At 42.4% G+C, this 18,876-nt stretch carries 18 protein-coding genes; 12 read left to right on the forward strand and 6 right to left on the reverse strand.

Annotated features, from left to right (window positions below):
* Window positions 1-42: 42 nt before the first annotated feature.
* Window positions 43-708, reverse strand: coding sequence for a heme exporter protein CcmB (locus NY014_RS10705; RefSeq protein ID WP_259414580.1), 666 nt, complete (start codon window positions 706-708; stop codon window positions 43-45).
* A gap of 32 nt (window positions 709-740) precedes the next feature.
* On the reverse strand, window positions 741-2,087 hold the full coding sequence (gene dgt / locus NY014_RS10710) for a dGTP triphosphohydrolase (RefSeq protein ID WP_259414881.1): 1,347 nt from the start codon (window positions 2,085-2,087) through the stop codon (window positions 741-743).
* Between the two features lie 172 nt (window positions 2,088-2,259).
* Between dgt and NY014_RS10715 the strand changes: the two genes are divergently transcribed.
* From NY014_RS10715 to NY014_RS10730, 4 genes are all read left to right on the forward strand, one after another.
* A complete protein-coding gene (locus NY014_RS10715; protein ID WP_259414581.1) occupies window positions 2,260-3,072 on the forward strand; it encodes a DUF4382 domain-containing protein in 813 nt (270 codons plus the stop codon).
* A 64-nt stretch (window positions 3,073-3,136) separates the two neighbouring features.
* A complete protein-coding gene (locus NY014_RS10720) occupies window positions 3,137-3,937 on the forward strand; it encodes a DUF4382 domain-containing protein (protein ID WP_259414582.1) in 801 nt (266 codons plus the stop codon).
* The gene (gene ribD, locus NY014_RS10725) at window positions 3,937-4,962 is read left to right on the forward strand and encodes a bifunctional diaminohydroxyphosphoribosylaminopyrimidine deaminase/5-amino-6-(5-phosphoribosylamino)uracil reductase RibD (RefSeq protein ID WP_259414583.1); all 1,026 of its coding nucleotides are present in this window, start codon (window positions 3,937-3,939) and stop codon (window positions 4,960-4,962) included. Before NY014_RS10720 ends, ribD begins: the two co-directional genes overlap by 1 nt.
* The gene (locus NY014_RS10730) at window positions 4,955-5,437 is read left to right on the forward strand and encodes a GAF domain-containing protein (protein WP_259414584.1); all 483 of its coding nucleotides are present in this window, start codon (window positions 4,955-4,957) and stop codon (window positions 5,435-5,437) included. Before ribD ends, NY014_RS10730 begins: the two co-directional genes overlap by 8 nt.
* On the opposite strand, the gene NY014_RS10735 is transcribed toward NY014_RS10730, so the two are convergent.
* Together NY014_RS10735 and NY014_RS10740 are read right to left on the reverse strand one after the other, a co-directional pair.
* A complete protein-coding gene (locus NY014_RS10735; RefSeq protein WP_259414585.1) occupies window positions 5,434-6,033 on the reverse strand; it encodes a thiamine pyrophosphokinase in 600 nt (199 codons plus the stop codon). The two genes, NY014_RS10730 and NY014_RS10735, sit on opposite strands and share 4 nt — an antisense overlap.
* Window positions 6,033-7,013 (reverse strand): dipeptidase, encoded by a 981-nt coding sequence (locus tag NY014_RS10740; protein ID WP_259414586.1) that lies wholly within the window; start codon window positions 7,011-7,013, stop codon window positions 6,033-6,035. The genes NY014_RS10735 and NY014_RS10740 overlap by 1 nt, the downstream gene beginning before the upstream one ends.
* A 102-nt stretch (window positions 7,014-7,115) precedes the next feature.
* Here NY014_RS10740 and NY014_RS10745 point away from each other — a divergent pair, with 102 nt between their 5' ends.
* From NY014_RS10745 to NY014_RS10760, 4 genes are read left to right on the forward strand one after another with little or no spacing between them, the layout of a single operon-like run.
* Window positions 7,116-7,628: a 3-hydroxyanthranilate 3,4-dioxygenase gene (locus tag NY014_RS10745; RefSeq protein WP_259414587.1), complete on the forward strand. Its 513-nt coding sequence runs from the start codon at window positions 7,116-7,118 to the stop codon at window positions 7,626-7,628.
* 31 nt (window positions 7,629-7,659) lie between these two features.
* Complete coding sequence (gene kynU / locus NY014_RS10750; RefSeq protein WP_259414588.1) at window positions 7,660-8,946, forward strand: kynureninase; 1,287 nt, start codon at window positions 7,660-7,662, stop codon at window positions 8,944-8,946.
* A gap of 24 nt (window positions 8,947-8,970) precedes the next feature.
* Window positions 8,971-10,323: an FAD-dependent oxidoreductase gene (locus NY014_RS10755; RefSeq protein WP_259414589.1), complete on the forward strand. Its 1,353-nt coding sequence runs from the start codon at window positions 8,971-8,973 to the stop codon at window positions 10,321-10,323.
* A gap of 4 nt (window positions 10,324-10,327) precedes the next feature.
* A complete protein-coding gene (locus NY014_RS10760) occupies window positions 10,328-10,936 on the forward strand; it encodes a nitroreductase family protein (protein WP_259414590.1) in 609 nt (202 codons plus the stop codon).
* A gap of 36 nt (window positions 10,937-10,972) precedes the next feature.
* Here NY014_RS10760 and NY014_RS10765 read toward each other — a convergent pair whose 3' ends face one another.
* Window positions 10,973-11,503: a DinB family protein gene (locus tag NY014_RS10765; protein WP_259414591.1), complete on the reverse strand. Its 531-nt coding sequence runs from the start codon at window positions 11,501-11,503 to the stop codon at window positions 10,973-10,975.
* Between the two features lie 77 nt (window positions 11,504-11,580).
* Here NY014_RS10765 and gldD point away from each other — a divergent pair, with 77 nt between their 5' ends.
* A complete protein-coding gene (gene gldD / locus NY014_RS10770) occupies window positions 11,581-12,153 on the forward strand; it encodes a gliding motility lipoprotein GldD (RefSeq protein ID WP_259414592.1) in 573 nt (190 codons plus the stop codon).
* Here the strand turns inward: gldD and NY014_RS10775 are convergent.
* Complete coding sequence (locus tag NY014_RS10775) at window positions 12,150-13,925, reverse strand: sodium:solute symporter family protein (RefSeq protein ID WP_259414593.1); 1,776 nt, start codon at window positions 13,923-13,925, stop codon at window positions 12,150-12,152. The two genes, gldD and NY014_RS10775, sit on opposite strands and share 4 nt — an antisense overlap.
* A 278-nt stretch (window positions 13,926-14,203) precedes the next feature.
* On the opposite strand from NY014_RS10775, the gene NY014_RS10780 reads away from it, so the two are divergent.
* The 3 genes from NY014_RS10780 to NY014_RS10790 all read left to right on the forward strand — a co-directional run bounded on the left by NY014_RS10780 (window position 14,204) and on the right by NY014_RS10790 (window position 18,869).
* Window positions 14,204-15,220, forward strand: coding sequence for a phosphotransferase enzyme family protein (locus NY014_RS10780; protein ID WP_259414594.1), 1,017 nt, complete (start codon window positions 14,204-14,206; stop codon window positions 15,218-15,220).
* Between the two features lie 63 nt (window positions 15,221-15,283).
* Window positions 15,284-17,377: an ATP-dependent DNA helicase RecG gene (recG, locus tag NY014_RS10785; RefSeq protein WP_259414595.1), complete on the forward strand. Its 2,094-nt coding sequence runs from the start codon at window positions 15,284-15,286 to the stop codon at window positions 17,375-17,377.
* A 37-nt stretch (window positions 17,378-17,414) separates the two neighbouring features.
* On the forward strand, window positions 17,415-18,869 hold the full coding sequence (locus tag NY014_RS10790; protein WP_259414596.1) for a pyridoxal phosphate-dependent decarboxylase family protein: 1,455 nt from the start codon (window positions 17,415-17,417) through the stop codon (window positions 18,867-18,869).
* Window positions 18,870-18,876 lie beyond the last annotated feature (7 nt).

Here is an 18,876-nt window from a genome sequence, read left to right on the forward strand (position 1 = left end):
TTCTGCTCACTGCAAACTGCCCTCTGAATACTGCTTACTGACCTAACTTCTCCACAAATAAGGAAACAACAAATACCCAGCAGCGGCTACTATCGCATTGATCGCTACTAAACTCAAGAGTTTGTCAGCACTCACAGACCAATCCAAACCATCCAGTGCATTTTTTGAAATCCGAATTGCCATCAACAAAATGGGAATGATGACCGGGAAACTCAGAATCGCCATCAAGGTGGCATTATTTCCGGCTTTCGATGCGATTCCTGAAACCATGGTGAGACAGGCAGAAAATCCCATGGCTCCCAAAACCAGATTAAGCAAAAAAAGCGTTTGATCCTGAACGGGATTTCCCAAAATGACCGAAAAAACCGCATATCCCAACAGGGCCAAAATCAGGGTAAGAGCTGTATTATAGATAATCTTGGAAAGAATAATGGCCTCGGGCGAGGCGATCATGTAATAGTAAAGTTGTCTCCCCTGATGCTCCTGCACAAAACTTTTCGCCACGGCATTCACAGCCGAGAAAAGTATGATAATCCAATACAAAGCATTCCAAGTAGGAACGGAAAGATTTCCCATTTTGGCCCCGACACTCAGGTAGGTGATAAAAACCGCCGAGACCACATAGAGTAGAATCCCATTAAGGGCATACTTTTGTCGCCACTCCAAAGTGATTTCCTTTCGGATCAAAACGGTGATTTCTTTCCACATAGGCCAAAGATAGGAGTAAGGAGCGAAACTTATCAAACTCCCGGAAAGGAGATGCCTTTCACGCGTCTATACAAGTTGAGTGCATATTTATCCGTCATTCCAGCAATGAAGTCAATCAATTGGCGCAACAAAGGATAAGGGTTAACTTCAGCTCCCCAGCCTTTCAAGGGAAAATCTTCCGGAAGCAATCGCAAAATGCTTTTATCCTGACCGGAGAAAAGTTCGGGTGCATAAAACTTATGATAAAGAGCCTGACCAAATACTTCCAACAATCCCTCCAAAACCTGAAATCCAGCAGCTTCTTTTTCGAGAACAACCTGAGAGCGATAAATCTTTCGAATAGACAACTCTGAAATTTCTTGAAGGGCTTTAGCAGAAGGAATCACATCAGTCAAGGCCTTGTCAAAATGACCCTTGCACATACTCTCTTCGTATTGAGCGAAGGCCTCCACAGTTTCCTGAATCAAAACCCCTATGGTCAAAGCACGTAAAGCTCCCAAATTCTGGGATTGGGTACGGTTTTCTAATTTTTTGGGATTGAATTTATTTCCCAGTATGGGCTTCAATAATGCTACAGTTTCTTCGAAGCTTACCAAACCCATGGTACATCCGTCTTCCAAATCAATAATGGAGTAACAGATATCATCGGCAGCCTCCACGAGGAATGCCAAAGGATGACGAAACCAACATTCCTCACTGGATTTTTCAATCCCCAAGAAATCTGTCAATTGCTCGAAATCCGAAAGCTGATTAATAAAGAAACCGAATTTCTTCTGACTTCGCCGCGCAATATCCCGATGGGAAATAAAGCTAGGCCTTGGGTATTTGGTAAATGCCGCTAGAGTCGCATAAGTAAGCTTGAGCCCATTTTGCTTGGAAACTAGCATACGAAAACCTTGGGCATTTCCTTCAAAATTGCAAAGGTCTACCCACTGTTCGGGGCGTAGGTGTTTTTCCCATGCTCTACCCTTCGGGTGGAATTTGAAGAAATCAGAAATGGCCTCTTCTCCAGCATGGCCGAAAGGTGGATTTCCTATATCATGGGTCAAAGCAGCTGCGGCTACAATTCCGCCTATTTCCGATGCTGAAAGTTCGGTCTTTTTCAGATTAGGATATTTTTCAAGGAGATATTCCCCGGCAGCTTTTCCCAAAGAGCGCCCGACAGAAGAAACCTCCAAGCTATGCGTTAGACGTGTATGCACAAATGCCTGCTCTGGCAAAGGAAATACTTGCGTTTTATCCTGTAGATTACGGAATGGAGCCGAAAAAATAATTCGGTCATAATCGACTTCAAATTCACTTCTTGCAGCCTGTGTGGGAATAAATCCCGGCTTTTCTCCAAATCTACCCCTACTGAGGAGGCGTTCCCATTTCATCATGCCCAAAAATAAGAAGGCTCGGAAAGAATTCACGGGATTTTTAGGGATTTCCCAAGCCAAAAATTCTCATACTTTATTTTTAATTTATAAATTCAAATACAAAATCTCATTCTGCTTCGTTAATTCTTGGCATCACCCTTGTTTGAAAAAGAACCAGAAATTAAACCAAGCTATGAAAAACTTAATCCAAAACGTCTTAATCTTATCCATCCTCCTCATATCGTTTTCATGTGATTTCAACGATTCTCCCGAAAGTGAAAAAGCCTTGGTCAGCTTTACCTTGGTAGATGCCCCAGGAGATTTTGACGAGGTATGGGTTGAAGTCTTATCTGTCAGAGTCCAATATGTTTCAGAAGATGGAGAGGAGAATGAAGACGAATCCACTTGGGAAGAAATCCCTGTAGAAGGAGGAAGTCAACTGGTTAATTTGATGGAATTGACCGGAGAAAATTCTTTCCTAATTGGTACTGAATCCTTTGAAGCAGGAAGAATCAATCAAATCCGATTAGTTCTTGGAGAAAACAACTATGTAGTCAAAGGAGAGGAGCAATTAGATCTGAAGACTCCTTCTGCCCAGCAAAGCGGACTTAAACTCAAACTGGATCAAGACCTAGAAGGTGGGAAATCCTATGGAATCATCATTGATTTTGATGTAGCCAAATCAATTATTGTTGCGGGAAACTCTGGGAATATCAATCTGAAACCTGTTTTGAGAGCATTTTTGCAGGAAACTGCAGGAATTCAAGGACAAGTACTTCCTTCAGAAGCTCAACCTATTTTAGTGGAAGCTTTTCAAAATGGAGAATCCTTCTCGACTTTCACTAACGCTGAAGGAGCCTTCGTTATTAAAGGCCTGGAACCAGGAACTTATTCACTTAAAATTACCCCAAATGAATCCTATCAGCCGTTGGAATTGAATGATGTTATAGTCGAGGAGGGCAAAATCACGACAACCAGTCCAATTGTTTTAGAACCGGTTGAATAAAGCAAAAGCTCAATTTTCCGGAATTGGAGCACGATTCCATCAAAGTTTTGACCTAAATTTGGGCGTGAGAAAAATCCACGCCCTTTTTATTTTTTCGGTCCTATCCCTCAGCTTTATCGCCTGTTCGAGCGGTGATGAAAGCCCCAAAGCCTTGCTTAATCTTGTCCTTGTCGATGCTCCTCCTGCCTATGATTCTGTATTTATAGAAATCGAGGGAGTGGATGTGCTGATGAATGTGGAAGGAAGGGATACCGAACAAGAATCTTTTTTCATTCCCTATGAACTTGGAGACAAAAGGATTAAAGTCTCGGATTTGGTTGGAGGTGAAGTACTCCTGCTAGGTCGTGGCACTTTACCCCCCGGACAAATAATTGGGATGGAAATGAGGCTAGGAACTAGCCATAGCCTTTGGAAAGATGAAAAATCCTACCCGATCCCTTTAAAATCAGGTTTGGATCCTTTGATTTCGATTGATGCTGAACTCAGCTTGGAAGCAGGTCTTTCCTATGATTTGATTTTAGATATTGATTTGGAAAAATCGATACAAACCATTTCTACCGAACCCTATTCATTCGAATTGGACCCGAATGTAGAAACTGTCTATCCAGGACAATTTGGTGAGTTGAAAGGAAGCATTTCTCAAACCTCCCTAAGTCCTGCCATCTATGCAATTTCCAATGGAGATAGCACCAGCACCCATACCAATTCTTCCGGTTCTTTTTTGTTTCGCCTTCCAGCAGGCATCTATGATATTTACCTTGATCCTAAGGATGAAGCATTTTTGGCAGATACGCTTTTAGGAGTGGAAATCATTAATCGAGAGAGTCTCACTTTGGACCGGATAAGTTTTAGACCCAAACCCTGATGGAAAATCCAGCGGCATACATGCGTAGGGCCTTGGAATTGGCCGAATTGGGAAAGGGTAGTGTCAGCCCAAACCCCATGGTTGGATGTGTGATTGTAGCAGATGGAAAAATCATCGGTGAAGGATACCACCAACAATATGGTGGACCGCATGCGGAAGTTCATGCCGTCAATGCGGTTCAACACCCGAGTCTTTTTTCAAAAGCCACAATTTATGTAACCTTAGAACCTTGCGCCCATTTTGGAAAAACCCCTCCTTGTGCCAATATGCTTGTTCAAAAAGGGGTGAAAAAAGTGATAATCGCTGCCTTGGATTCAAATCCTTTGGTCGGAGGAAAAGGAGTAGAAATTCTCCGTCAAGCAGGGATCGAGGTAGAAACAGGGCTTTTGGAAAAGGAAGCCCACTGGCAAAATCGACGCTTTTTTACCCTAATAGAAAAAAGTCGGCCTTATGTGATTTTGAAATGGGCTCAAACAGCAGACGGCTTTGTTGCCCGAAAGGACTTTTCCTCCAAATGGATTTCAAATGCATTGAGCAGGCAGCAGGTTCATCGGTGGCGAGCGGAAGAAGATGCGATTTTGGTAGGAAGAAATACGGCCCACTTTGATAACCCAGCCCTAAATGTGAGAGATTGGGTAGGGAAAAATCCCACTCGAATTGTTATCGATCGGCAATTGGCTCTGGATTCAAACCTTAAGCTTTTCGACGGAAGCCAACCTACCATTTGCTACAATTCCATCAAAAGTGAAAGCCACGAAAACTTGGAATATGTCAAATTATCTCCGGAAATGGATCCGAAGGAAATCCTAGCTGATCTCCACCAAAGGAAGATTCAAAGTGTACTTATCGAGGGAGGAACCTTTGTTTTGAAAAAATTCCTTGAAGCCGAACTTTGGGATGAAGCCCGTGTGTTTACCAGTCAAGTTCGATTTGAGGAAGGAATTGCGGCTCCTGTGATGCCTATTCCTCCATCTGAACAAGTTCAATTAGAAGACGATATACTTTCTTTTTATTTCCATGTCTGAAAATTTATATATCCCTGCAGAAGCTGGTAAAGCTGAAAAATACCAGACCATTCTTCCTCAAATCGAAGCCTTGATTCATGGGGAGCCGGACCTTTATGCGAATCTTTCAAACATTGCTGCAGCCCTGAAAGAGGCTTTTGGGTTCTTTTGGGTTGGTTTTTATCTGGTAAAAAATGATCAGTTGGTTTTGGGGCCTTTTCAGGGTCCAATTGCCTGTACTAGAATTAATTTTGGAAAGGGAGTTTGCGGTACCGCTTGGAAAGATGCCAAAACCCAACTCGTTCCAGACGTTGATTTATTCCCGGGACACATTGCCTGCAGCTCAGCAAGTCGCTCTGAAATCGTGGTGCCTTTGATTAAAAACGGAGAGGTTTTTCTCGTTTTGGATGTGGATAGCGACCAATTGAATGACTTTGACGAAGACGATCAGCGCTATTTGGAGCAATTGATAGATATCCTAGCTAGGCAGATTTAAGTCAGAGATTCCCCGATCCAAAAGAGTTTTTCTGAATAAAAGTGATTCAATCCTTCCGTGATGCTGATAGAAGCTGAAGGGTCAAGGATTTCTTCTCTATTTTCTATTTGAACAGACTGTTCTTCTTTACCAAAAAGCTCCAACTCTCCCTTTGGATACCATTTCTTCAATTCTCCGGACTTGACGGGAAAGTACTTTCTGCCTTGGTCAAAAATGCACAAATCCATCTTTTCCATAAAAAGAACCAAGTCCTCAAACTGCTCAATTGGAAAACCAACCAAATGGGCGGCACGGTGATCTGAGGCCATCAAATAATGTAAGGCATCCTGAGGGAATTCCTCTTTTCCACTTTCAAAAAACCTCAAAGGGTATTGCTCTTCCAAAAGGTGAATATTTTCCTTTTGAAAGGCAGATGATGCCAAAATCACATCGATTTTAATCCCCCAAGAAAGAACTTGATCTACTGCAGACTCCGCCACGAGTACAGTTGGCACCCACTCAAAAAGCCCTGACAACTGCTCCCAGGAAAAATCCTCGACATCGAGAATCACAACCGCTGGTTCTTGTTGCTCTTTGACAAAATGATGAGAGGACATCAGCTGTAAAGGTTTTGGTAGAAATTCTGAACGTTTTTATAAGCCAATTTTTCCAATTGCTCCTGAGTTAGAGATTGCTGGAGTTCCTTTAGAATTTCTGGGTATTTAGAAGCATTTTCTGCCAAAGGAAAATAAAAAGGATGACGACTTTTGTCTGGAAAATCTCCTGTGTAGAAAAAGTCAGCTCCAAAGCTTTGGGCGTTTTCTCCTCCTATCTCAAATCCATGCAAAATATGCTCATACAGTCTTTCTGGAACAGAATTATCCAAAAATGCCCGTAGAAAATTCACTCCAATTATCCCTTTTCGTCGAATAATCTCCTGCGCAAATTCATCAGTCAAATTCCTCTTATGATCCCAAATTGTCCGATAATTGGAATGGCTGGCAATGACCGGAACATCCAAGCCCCGTTTATCGATGTGATTCAAAATTCCTTCTGCCAATAAATCAGAAGTATGGGATAAGTCAACCGGGATTTTCTTTCCATGCATGAGATCAAGTAGGCGCTTTCCATCCTCCTTTAAACCGATTCCTTCGGTGTAATTTCCTCCACCAAATCGGTTCTCGGTATGATGCGTCAAACTGATATAGGCCAATTTCCCAACACTTGAAAGAATCTGATCAAATTGCTGTTGAATATCTACCCAACTTGCATTCTCCTCTCCCAAACCTGCAGCATTTTCGACGGAAGCAATGAGGGCGATTCGATTTGACGGAACCTCCTTTTTAGGCTCAAAAGCACAAAACGTATCCGGATTATTTTGAATTAATTCTTCAAATATCTTGGCTTGTTTTCTTGCCAAGTCCATTGAACCCTGACGAACATCCGTATATATCGCCATGACTTGCATGTGAACATTCCCCTTTTGAAGCCAAGGAACAGCGCAAGCAATATCCTCTGAGGAAAAGGGGTTCGCATTCGGCACTTTGGCCAAATAGGACAGCATATCGCAATGAAGGTCGTAAATGGGGGAGTTCATTAGCAGGTAGTTTCAAACAAAGTAAACCAAAAAAATGCGTGTTTTTTAATACTTTTAGCCCCTCAGCGAGTTAGATCTTAAGATCATCAAAAAAATCACGTCATGGCACTTACTCCTCCTTTTAATTTCAAAAAATGGATTGATGACAATCGGCATTTGTTGAAGCCTCCCGTGGGCAATCAACAGGTATATAAAGGAAATAAAGACTTCATCGTGATGGTAGTTGGGGGCCCAAATGCCCGAAAAGATTACCACTACGAGGAAGGAGAGGAGTTTTTCTACCAACTTGAAGGTGACATTGTCCTCAAGGTGATCGATGAAGGAGTGCCAAAAGATATTCCTATCAAAGAAGGAGAGGTCTTCTTGCTTCCTCCACGCGTTCCACATTCGCCACAACGACCAGCTAACACCGTTGGTTTGGTTATGGAGCGATATCGAAGAGAGGGAGAAAAGGATGGCTTTATGTGGTATTGCGAAAACTGCCATAATCTCCTCCATGAAGAATATGTGGAATTGACCGATATCGTAAATCAGCTTCCCCCAATCATGGACCGCTTCTGGTCAAGTGAAGATCTCCGTACTTGTAAGAAGTGCGGTACTGTCATGGAAAAGTAATTAACCCCACCCCAAATAATCCTATCATAATATGAGCAAGCTGAACTACGAGTTTTCAGAATCCTTTGCCCAAAAAATGGATACCGAAGACCCTTTGAAGGATTTTCGAAATCGCTTTCTTTTCCCAAAAGTAAACGGTCAAGAGGCTATTTATTTTTGTGGAAACTCACTGGGTCTCCAACCCAAAAGCGTTCGGGATTATTTGGATAGAGAGCTCAGCAATTGGGCTGAATTAGGTGTAGATGGCCATTTTCATGGGGAAGATGCTTGGTATCATATCCGAAAAAAATCCAAACCCGCCTTAGCCGAAATTGTAGGTGCTCATGAGCATGAAGTAGTAGCCATGAACAATTTGAGTGTGAATTTGCACTTGCTCATGGTGTCATTTTACCAACCTACCCCAGATCGATATAAGATAATTGTTGAAACCGGAGCCTTTCCTTCAGATCAATACATGCTGGAAAGCCAGGTAAAATTCCATGGATATGATCCTGCCGAGGCTATTATTGAAATAAAACCAAGACCTGGAGAGCATACCCTACGAACCGAAGACATAATCGCTGAAATCAAAAACCAAGGCGATCAATTGGCGGTGGTTAACATGGCCGGCCTGCAATATTATTCGGGGCAGGTTTTTGACATGAAAGCCATAACGGAAGCGGCTCATTCGGTGGGTGCTTATGCTGGATTCGATTTGGCACATGCCGTGGGAAATGCTCCATTGGCTCTTCATGATTGGGAAGTAGACTTTGCGACTTGGTGCAGCTACAAATACCTGAATTCAGGTCCTGGAAATATCTCGGGAATTTTCGTTCATGAAAAATACGCCGAAAGGCCCGACCTACCCCGATTCGCCGGATGGTGGGGCCATGATGAAGGACAGCGTTTTTTGATGGAAAAAGGCTTCATTCCCATGTTTGGGGCTGACGGTTGGCAACTTGCAAACACCAATGTTTTGGCTTTGGCAGCGCATCAAGCTTCTTTGGATATTTTTCAGGAAGCAGGGATCAAAAATCTTCGTGAAAAAAGTGAAAAACTGACTAGATATTTAGAGTTCTTAATTGAGCAAATCAGCGGAGAATCAGAGGTTTTGGAAATAATTACCCCCAAAAACCCAGCAGAAAGGGGCTGTCAGTTATCTTTGCTGATTCATCGTGGCGGAAAAGCCGTCTTCGATGAATGGTATCAACACGGAGTAGTTGGGGATTGGAGAAACCCCAATGTCATTCGATTGGCCCCTACTCCCCTGTACAACAGCTACTTGGATGTGTTCCGATTTGCAAAAATTTTGGAACAATCCTTGGAAAAATTCGCTTAAGGAAGCGAGGATCAACTCATCCCCATGAAAAAAGAAGAAATAACGGTGCTTGGAGCCGGCCTGATCGGGTCCCTCATTAGCATCTTTCTAAAAAAACAGGGACTTGATGTACATGTGTACGACAAGCGCCCTGATATGCGAAAATCCCAATACTACGAAGGTGGGCGCTCCATCAATATGGCACTCAGTCATCGAGGATGGAAAAGCCTAGAGCAGGTGGGATTGGTCGACAAAGTAAAACCTCTTGCGATCCCTATGCATGGCCGTCGTATACACGATGAGCACGGCGGAACGTCCTTTATGCCCTATGGCTTAGAAGGACAGGCCATTTACTCTATCTCCCGAGGCAAATTCAACCAATTGCTGATGGAAGAAGCAGAGCGCCTTGGAGCTACCATTCATTTTGAGCATAAATGCGAAGAGGTCGACTTCAGAGATCAAAGCATCACTTTTTCAAATCCAGAAGGAACAAGCAAAAAAATCGCTCCGGTTATCATTGGGGCAGATGGAGCTTATTCCTCCCTTCGCATGTCCATGCAGAAGCAAGTTCGATTCAATTACAAGCAGGAATATATTTCTCATGGATATAAGGAACTGACCATTCCTGCGACTTCGGAAGGTGAGTTTGCTATGGACCCTAATGCCTTGCATATCTGGCCAAGAGGCAAGTTTATGTTAATCGCATTACCTAATCCCGATAAATCCTTCACCTGCACTTTGTTTTTGCCTTTTGAAGGCACGAAGGTTTGCTTCGAAAAAATCAATGATGAGGATGATTTGGAAACCATCTTCCAGGCTTATTTCTATGATGCATATGAGTTGATGCCTGATTTGAAAACCGAGTTTTTCAAGAATCCTACCTCAGCCCTCATCAATATTGAATGCTATCCTTGGGTTCAAGGCCACAGTTTGCTCTTGGGTGATGCTTCCCATGCCATGGTTCCATTTTATGGGCAGGGAATGAATTGCGGATTTGAAGATTGCTATATCCTCAATCAGCTCATTGATAAATACGGGCACAATTCCTGGGATTTGGTTTTTGAAAAATTCCAGAAGAAAAGAAAGCCTGATACCGATGCGATTTGCCGATTAGCAATGGAAAATTTCATCGAAATGCGGGACTCAGTAGCTGATCCAAAATTTGTCATTAGAAAGAAGATCGAAAGCAAATTGAATGAATTGTATCCAAAAGAGTGGATCCCTTTATATTCCATGGTCACTTTTTCAGATATGGGCTATGCGGAGGCTTATGCTCAAGGAAAGCTCCAAGAAGCCATCATGGATCAGGTGATGGCCGACCCTTTAATCACTGAAAATTGGGATCGATTGGACTACGAAGACATTATCAACAAAATGGAAACCTCAAAAGCTGTTTAATAAAATGGAAAGACCAGATTTCAATATCGAAGAAGTCAATAAAATCATTCGTGGAAGAAGGTCCATGTTTGTCGCTCAATTCAAGGAGAATGATCCCGTGGATGATTCCATCATTGAGGAAATGCTCGAAAATGCCAATTGGGCGCCAACTCACAAACTAACTCAGCCTTGGAGATTCATCGTCTACACCGGAGCTGGTTTGAAAAAATTCGCAGACTATCAGGCAGAATTATATAAAAAGCGAGCTGAGAAAAACGGAACCCCTTTCATTGAAGCAACCTATCAGCGATTCAAAGAAAATCCGCTGAAAGCTTCTCACGTGATTGCCATCTTGATGAACCGAACTGAAGGTTCCGGCATTCCGGTGATGGAAGAAATTGCTGCTGTATCAATGGCGGTGCAGAACATGTACCTGACAGCTTGCGCGCATGGATTAGCCTGCTACTGGGGTACAGGTGGACCAACTTTCTGGGAAGAGGCCAGAGAAGATTTTGGGCTGGAAGGAGAAGATATGTTAATGGGATTCTTTTATGTAGCCAAACCTGCAACTGATAATTGGCCAGCTGGAAAGCGAGAGCCGATTGCAGACCGAGTGGGTTGGATCAGAGAATAAAAAAATGGCCGCTAATAATCTTAGCGGCCATTTTCATTATAGTGCTACAAAAGCTGGAGGAGTGACTCCATTCGCCCTTAAATAGGCGATTGCGGCACCACGGTGGTGTGTGCTATGATCCATGATCAAAGCCATTATCTGTCTTCGGCTTGCACTCATACCAAAAACCTCGATGATTTCACCCGCCTTGTCAGCTGGAACGGCTTTCATTGTTTCTTCCGTATAATCGTAGGCCTTTGCTACATAGTCTGCCAGTTCAGCCTTACTAGCAGTAGCCAAATCAATACTAAAACCAGGATCTTTTCCCATTAAATATCCCTGTGCTATTCCTACAGCAGAAGATGCAATGTGATGGATTTGCTCTTTGAAACTCATTGCTTCAGGATCCGTTTTGTAATCCATGCCTGAGTCAGGCATAGCGTTCAAGACATCAATGGTAAATTGCTTTCCGTTTCTCCATTTGCTGAGAAATTCATCCATGGTCGTTTGAGCATGAAGATTTCCCAAGACAAACAAAAATGCCAAAGTAAATAGGCTAGTAAAAAGTGTTTTAACTTGCTTTTTCATTTTTTGGATTGGGTTGGTTAGATATTAAAGTTCCATTATTCCATAATGAAATCAAATCGAAAGTCTAATTTTATGTTATGAAAAAATCCCTGATTTTCTTTTTAATCGCTGGATTATTAGTCAGTTGTGAAAATACCTTCTTGCCAAAACCCAAAGGCTACAACCGAATTGACCTTCCAAATCATAACTATCAAGCGCTTGAAGAGGGATATCCCTACCAATTGGAATATTCGCGCTATAGCGAATTGGAACCGGATTCTTTTAACCTTAAGGAAAAAGCTTGGATCAATTTGAATTATAAGGATTTTGGAGCCAAAGTACATTTGACCTATAAACCCATTTCGAGTGAACTTGATTTTCGCACTCTATCCAATGATGCCTTTAAGCTGACGGCTAAGCACCAAATCAAAGCTTATGGAATTGAGGAATCAGTCCTCATGACACCTGAAGGCTATACCGGGGTGGTGGCAGAGCTCACAGGAGAAGTTCCTACACAGTTTCAGTTTTTCGTAACCGATTCTACTGAGCATTTCCTTCGCGGAGCTCTTTATTTCAATACAGCTTTAAAAAATGACTCCTTAGCTCCTGTCATTGAATACATCAAGGTGGACATGGCCCACCTGATGAATTCGCTGAAATTTGAAAATTAACTGATATACTTCCAGGATCTGTATACGATCACGCCGCCAGCTAAAGCAACTACCGTTGCGATACTTCCGGCAAGTGCTTCGCCATAAATCCAGAAACCTGTAGCAAAAAGAGCAGAATAGATCATGATGGAGCCTACCAGCATCAAGCCGATTTCTCTTGGGAGCTGTCCTGTAACCTGCTTTTCACCCGGATATCTATCCAATACTTTTTTCCATCCCCAAGAGGCAGGATGTACTTTTCTGTAGAAGCTCAGGAGAACTTCATCCTTTTCAGGCCAAGTCAAAAAGGTTACCAAAAGCCAACCAGCTGTCGTGAAAGAAACCGAATAGATCAATTTGAGATAAGCTTGATTTTCAGGAATCATAATCCAATTGACATTAGGGTTGATCACTTCAAAGAAAATCGCAACCACAAAGGATATCGCCATAGCAGAAATCTCTGTATAGGCGTTGATTCTCCACCAAAACCAGCGAAGGATAAAAATAAGACCTGTTCCGGCTCCAATCTGAAGCAATATGTTAAATGCATCTAAAGCGGAAGAAAGAGCAAGGGCTAAAAATGCGGACAAGACCATCAATGCTACCGTAGAGATTCTACCTACTGCCACCAATTCTTTGTCAGACGCTTCTGGTTTAATAAATCGCAGGTAGAAGTCATTTACGATGTATGAAGATCCCCAGTTGAGATGGGTAGAAAGCGTTGACATGACTGCCGCAATCAAGGAAGCCAAAACAATTCCCAATAAACCTGTAGGAAGGAAAGTCAACATTGCCGAATATGCCAAGTCATCCCCCAATTTATCGGCAGGAATCTCTGGGAAAGCAGTCTGCATATCAGAAATGGTTGGAAACACCACAAGAGAAGCAAGAGCGATGATAATCCAAGGCCAAGGACGAAGCGCGTAATGCGCGATGTTGAAGAATAAAGTGGCCCCAACCGCATTATTCTCATCTTTAGCAGAAAGCATTCGCTGGGCAATGTAACCTCCACCTCCTGGCTCTGCACCTGGATACCAAGTCGCCCACCATTGAATAGCTATGGGAATTATAAATAGCGGGATATAGACATTGGGATCATCAAAATCCGGAACAAAGTCCAGTTTTTCAATCACATTTTCATGGGAGAGTAAGCCTTGTAAGCTTCCGATTTCAGGAAGATCCAAGATAAAGTAAGCCGCCCCAAAGGCTCCGATCATTGCTATAAAGAACTGAAAGAAATCTGTTAGCAAAACACCTTTCAAACCACCCAGGGAACTATAGACTACCGTGACGATAGAAGCCATAAGTAGGGTTTGGATAGGACTTAAACCCAACATCACCCCACCAATCTTGATAGCAGCGAGGGATACTGTAGCCATAATGACCACATTGAAAAATACCCCTAAATAGATGGCTCGAAAAGCCCGAAGGAAGGCAGCCCCTTTTCCTGAATACCGCAATTCATAAAACTCCAAATCCGTCGTGACTTCAGATCTCCTCCACAATTTGGCATAGACAAATACAGTAAGCATCCCTGTCAAAAGGAAAGCCCACCAGGCCCAATTCCCGCTGACCCCATTTTTCCGAACAATATCCGTCACCAAATTGGGAGTATCGGCAGAAAAGGTGGTAGCCACCATACTTACACCAAGTAACCACCAAGGCATATTTCTTCCCGAAAGGAAGAATTCTTTAGCTGAGGACCCGGCTTTTTTGGAGGTTAAAATTCCAATTAATAAGGAGATTACGAAGAAAGCTCCGATGATCACCCAATCAATAGTAGTAACATTCATGGTCTTAGGGGTTTATCGACCAACCAATAAACAAATTTTTATTTGAATGTCTTTTTACTTTATTAATAAATTTTAAAAACTTTTCAATTCTGACAATTCCACATTCGAAAAAGGACAAATTCAAAAGGCTGACTTTGAGAAAAGACTTTACAGAAATTCAAGCCTTCAATTAAATATCCAAAAACTACCAATTCTCCCTACTTTTGAAGATGGATCCGAAATACCTGAAGCAACTTCTTACCTTCTACCCAAAATTATTTTCCGATGAGAAAATAAGCATGGAGCCATTAGGAAATGGGTTGATTCATGAGACCTGGAAAATTTCCAATAACCAAGGGGAATTTGTATTGCAGGCATATAATAAATCAGTTTTTCCTTATCCTGAACGGATTCAAAATAACCTGGATATTCTTTTTCGAGAACAGGTTGCTGAAAGATTACCTTTTGAATTGCCATTGCCCATACAAAATTCTCAAGGAGAGCAATTGACGAATTTTGAAGGGAAATTATGGAGAATATTTCCTTTTGTTTCGGGTAAAACTTTGGAACAGATTCAGGTTCCCAACGAGGCTTGGCTTGCTGCAAAAGCATTTGGGGAATTTGCTTCAGCAGGCAAGGAGCTGAATATGTCAGAGTTTATGGAAACCATTCCAGACTTTCATCGATTGGATCTCAGATTTGAAAAATTCCAACAGACGGCCAGTGCCGTTAAAACTTGGACCAAGGAAGAAGAGGACATTTTACGGTTTTACCTTAATCAAAAACCGCTTATTGAAGAATACAAAGTAGAAAGAGAAAAGCTACCCATTCGATTAACTCATAGCGACACCAAAATCAACAACTTGATCTTTTCGGAGGATCTTCATCAGATAAAGGCTTTGATAGATTTGGATACCGTCATGCCTGGATTGCTGCTTTATGATTTTGGGGATTTGGTTCGGACTATCGCTTGCAGTCTTTCGGAAACTAGCATCCAATGGGAAGGCATTCGACTTCAGGAGGAAATTTTTGAGGAATTGATCTTAGGTTATTTGGAAGGAATAAAAAACCTAGCCACTCAACATGAATTCGAATCCCTATTAATCGGTGGAGAAGTGATGACCTGCATGATGGGCCTTCGGTTTTTTACGGACCATCTTCAGGGGAATATTTATTACCGCGTTCAGTACCCGGAACAAAACCTCCACCGTGCAAAGAACCAGATGATTTTACTTCGGGATCAGCAAGAAAAGCGAGCGCAGTTAAGGAATATCTGGAAAAAATCCTTGGAAAAAGTTCGGGCTTGTGACAATTAGCCAGAAAACTTGGTAAAATTTTCCCACCAAGAGTAAATTGCCTTTTACAAAAACATCCGTCCCTTGTCTGGTTTTTTTTCCACCAAAATAGAGTTCCTAAAAGGAGTAGGCCCGCAGCGTGCCGAACTGCTCAATAAAGAGCTCCAGATTTTTACTTATGGGGACTTATTGCAGCATTACCCATTTCGCTACGAGGATAGAAGTAAGTTTTACAAAATCCAGCAACTCAATGTCGATTTAGAAAATGTGCAGGTCATTGCACGGGTGATGAAATTGGAAATCGTGGGTGTCGGTGGAAAAAAACGACTAGTCGCCCAGGTAGCCGATGAGACAGGGGAAATGGAAATGACCTGGTTTAAGGGAATTCAATGGGTACAAAAGAAATTACCGGTAGGAAGTGTCTTTATTTTCTTTGGCAAGCCTGCTCAATTTGGTCGTAAGTGGAGCATCGCCCATCCAGAAATGGAACCGTTAAGCCAAGCTTCCGAAAATCGTAACAGTTTCCAACCGGTATATTCCACCACAGAAAAACTACGTGCTCGATTCTTGGACTCGAGAGGGATTTCCAAACTCATGGAGCAATTAGTCCATGCGAGTTTGCCCTATATTCAGGAGACACTTCCCACAAGCATCCTGGAACAATACCAATTGATCGGGAAAAAGGAAGCTTTGAGGGAAATTCACTTTCCAAGCCGTCCCGAACTCCTTCAGCGAGCTAGAAAGCGATTAAAATTCGAGGAGTTCTTCTTTCTTCAACTCCGCCTTCTGAAGATGAAAGTTGCCCGTACAGAGAAATTTCGAGGGCAAATTCTGGATAATACATCCTTACTAACTGAATTTTATCAAAACCATATTCCATTTGAATTGACTGGTGCACAGAAACGGGTCATTCGGGAATCTTATCATGATATGAAGTCCGGAAAGCAGATGAACCGACTGATTCAGGGAGATGTGGGAAGTGGAAAAACAATGGTTGCTTTCATCTGCATGTTGATTGCCATTGGCTCCGGAGCTCAGGCTTGTCTGATGGCTCCAACCGAAATTCTAGCCAACCAACACTATGAAGGGTTGAAGGAGTATGCGGATATGATGGGGATCAAAATTGCCTTATTGACAGGTTCGGTGAAAAAGTCCGCTAGGAAAACGATTCATGAGGAGCTTTTATCTGGAGATTTAAAAATTCTCATCGGAACTCATGCACTTTTGGAGGATGTGGTGCAATTCCAAAATCTCGGATTGGCGATCGTGGATGAGCAGCATCGATTTGGAGTTGCCCAGCGGGCAAAATTATGGGCCAAAAATGAGGAATTTTTTCCTCATGTTTTGGTCATGACTGCCACCCCGATTCCTAGAACCTTAGCGATGACGCTTTATGGAGATTTGGATGTTTCAGTCATAGATGAATTGCCGGCAGGAAGGAAACCGATTCAAACTGTCCATCGATATGATAAAGACCGATTGAAAGTATTTGGATTTATCAATCAAGAAATCCAAAAAGGCCGTCAGGTTTACATTGTCTATCCTTTAATTGAAGAGTCCGAAAAGCTGAACTTGAAAAACCTTATGGATGGCTATGAGAGTATTGCCCGGGCTTTTCCTCAATATCCTCTCAGCATAGTCCATGGATCCATGAAAGCCGAGGCCAAGGATTTTGAGATGCAGCGCTTCGTGAAAGGAGAAACCAAAATCATGGTTGCTACCACAGTAATCGAAGTAGGAGTAAATGTCCCAAATGCCTCAGTCATGATTATTGAAAATGCGGAGCGATTTGGTTTGTCTCAGTTGCATCAATTACGCGGAAGGGTAGGACGAGGCGCCGAGCAAAGCTATTGCATCCTGATGAGCAAGTACGAGTTGTCCAAAGATTCCAGAATTCGATTGGAAACTATGGTTCGAACCAATGATGGATTTGAAATAGCCGATGTGGATCTTCGTCTTAGAGGACCTGGAGATTTGATGGGAACCCAACAGAGTGGAGTTACGGATCTTTTGATCGCAGATCTAAGTAAGGATGCAGGTCTTTTGACTTTAGCTCGGGATGCTGCTCAACAATTATTGGCAAATGATCCTCATTTAAGTCTTCCTGAGAATCGACCAATTTTAAAACAAATTCAACAGCAGAAAAAAACAGCGGTGAATTGGAGCAGAATTTCTTAATGCTTTCATTTCCAATTCCAATACTTCAAAACTTCCTATGAACAAGCCAAAAAATCAAACCCTAGACCCACAAGATTGGGAAGCCATGCGAGAGTTGGGGAATCAGATGATCGATGATCTGATTGATTATTGGAAAGGAATTCGGGAAGAGAAAATCTGGAGACCAATCCCAGAGAAAGTGAAAAATAGTCTGGATGTACCAATTCCTGAGAAAGGGAAGGATCCAACTTCCGTGTACGAAGAATTCAAGGAAACCATTTTCCCTTATAACAAAGGGAATGTGCATCCACGTTTCTTTGCATGGATTCAAGGAACAGGTACACCAATGGGATCCTTTGCTGATTTATTGGCCTCCGGTATGAATCCTAACACTACAATCGGAGAGCACTCTGCCATGTATGTGGATCGGCAAGTAGTGAACTGGTGTAAGGAATTGATGGGTTTTCCGAATGATGCTTCCGGTATTCTCGTAAGCGGAGGTTCCATGGCTAATATCACGGCGCTCACGGTTGCCCGAAATGCCTTTGGTGGTGGGAAAATCCGGGAAAAAGGTTTGCTGGAAAATGGAAGGCAATTAATCCTTTATTGCTCCACCGAAACACATGCTTGTATTCAAAAGGCAGCGGAAATTTTGGGTATAGGAAGTCAGTATGTTAGAAAAATCCCAGTAAATGATGCTTATGAAATGCGTGCTGATTTGCTCCGAAAGCAGATTGAAGAGGACTTGGGATCGGAATTAAGTCCATTTGCCATTGTAGGAACTGCCGGCACAGTCAATACGGGAGCGATTGACCCTTTAGATGATATTCTGGAAATATCTAGGGAATATAATTTATGGTTCCACGTAGATGGAGCCTATGGAGCATTAGCCAAGTTGGACCTGGTATATTCAGATCGATTAAAGGCCATCGAAGAAGCAGATAGCTTGGCATTTGACCTCCATAAATGGCTATATGTCCCCTATGAAGTAGGCTGCACCTTGATCCGTGATGCTAAAAAGCACCGAGACGCTTTTGCCAATACGCCTAATTATTTGCTACAGGAAAGTAGAGGACTTTCTGGCGGATTGGATTCCATCAATCATTATGGATTTGAGCTTTCGAGAGGTTTTAAAGCCCTCAAGATTTGGATGTCTTTAAAAGAGCATGGAAGGGAAAAGTATGCACAAATGATTGCTCAGAATAATCGGCAGGCAGAGTACTTGACTCAATTGGTTTTAGAAAATCCCAACTTGGAATTGATGGCTCCTACCTCTATGAGTATCACCTGTTTCCGAATGTCACCTCCAAATTTTTCAGAGGAACAAATTCGAGACCTAAACCGGGAAATATTAGTGCGACTTCAAGAAGAAGGCATCGCTTCTCCAAGTTCCACCATTTTGAATGGAAAGTATACGCTTCGGATTGCCAACGTAAATCAGCGTACCCAATTTGAAGACATGGACCTTTTGGTAAGAGAAGTTATTAGAATAGGAAAGGAAATTATTGGTTGAGTTAAAT

This window comes from Algoriphagus limi (assembly GCF_024919275.1).
GTDB classification, from domain to species: domain Bacteria; phylum Bacteroidota; class Bacteroidia; order Cytophagales; family Cyclobacteriaceae; genus Algoriphagus; species Algoriphagus limi.

Bases quoted from the DNA above. Each gene is read 5' to 3' on its own strand.
- NY014_RS10705 (WP_259414580.1), bottom strand. From the start codon at position 708: ATGTGGAAAGAAATCACCGTTTTGATCCGAAAGGAAATCACTTTGGAG.
- dgt (WP_259414881.1), bottom strand. From the start codon at position 2,087: ATGATGAAATGGGAACGCCTCCTCAGTAGGGGTAGATTTGGAGAAAAG.
- NY014_RS10715 (WP_259414581.1), top strand. From the start codon at position 2,260: ATGAAAAACTTAATCCAAAACGTCTTAATCTTATCCATCCTCCTCATA.
- ribD (WP_259414583.1), top strand. From the start codon at position 3,937: ATGGAAAATCCAGCGGCATACATGCGTAGGGCCTTGGAATTGGCCGAA.
- NY014_RS10730 (WP_259414584.1), top strand. From the start codon at position 4,955: ATGTCTGAAAATTTATATATCCCTGCAGAAGCTGGTAAAGCTGAAAAA.
- NY014_RS10735 (WP_259414585.1), bottom strand. From the start codon at position 6,033: ATGTCCTCTCATCATTTTGTCAAAGAGCAACAAGAACCAGCGGTTGTG.
- NY014_RS10740 (WP_259414586.1), bottom strand. From the start codon at position 7,013: ATGAACTCCCCCATTTACGACCTTCATTGCGATATGCTGTCCTATTTG.
- NY014_RS10745 (WP_259414587.1), top strand. From the start codon at position 7,116: ATGGCACTTACTCCTCCTTTTAATTTCAAAAAATGGATTGATGACAAT.
- kynU (WP_259414588.1), top strand. From the start codon at position 7,660: ATGAGCAAGCTGAACTACGAGTTTTCAGAATCCTTTGCCCAAAAAATG.
- NY014_RS10755 (WP_259414589.1), top strand. From the start codon at position 8,971: ATGAAAAAAGAAGAAATAACGGTGCTTGGAGCCGGCCTGATCGGGTCC.
- NY014_RS10760 (WP_259414590.1), top strand. From the start codon at position 10,328: ATGGAAAGACCAGATTTCAATATCGAAGAAGTCAATAAAATCATTCGT.
- NY014_RS10765 (WP_259414591.1), bottom strand. From the start codon at position 11,503: ATGAAAAAGCAAGTTAAAACACTTTTTACTAGCCTATTTACTTTGGCA.
- gldD (WP_259414592.1), top strand. From the start codon at position 11,581: ATGAAAAAATCCCTGATTTTCTTTTTAATCGCTGGATTATTAGTCAGT.
- NY014_RS10775 (WP_259414593.1), bottom strand. From the start codon at position 13,925: ATGAATGTTACTACTATTGATTGGGTGATCATCGGAGCTTTCTTCGTA.
- NY014_RS10780 (WP_259414594.1), top strand. From the start codon at position 14,204: ATGGAGCCATTAGGAAATGGGTTGATTCATGAGACCTGGAAAATTTCC.
- NY014_RS10790 (WP_259414596.1), top strand. From the start codon at position 17,415: ATGAACAAGCCAAAAAATCAAACCCTAGACCCACAAGATTGGGAAGCC.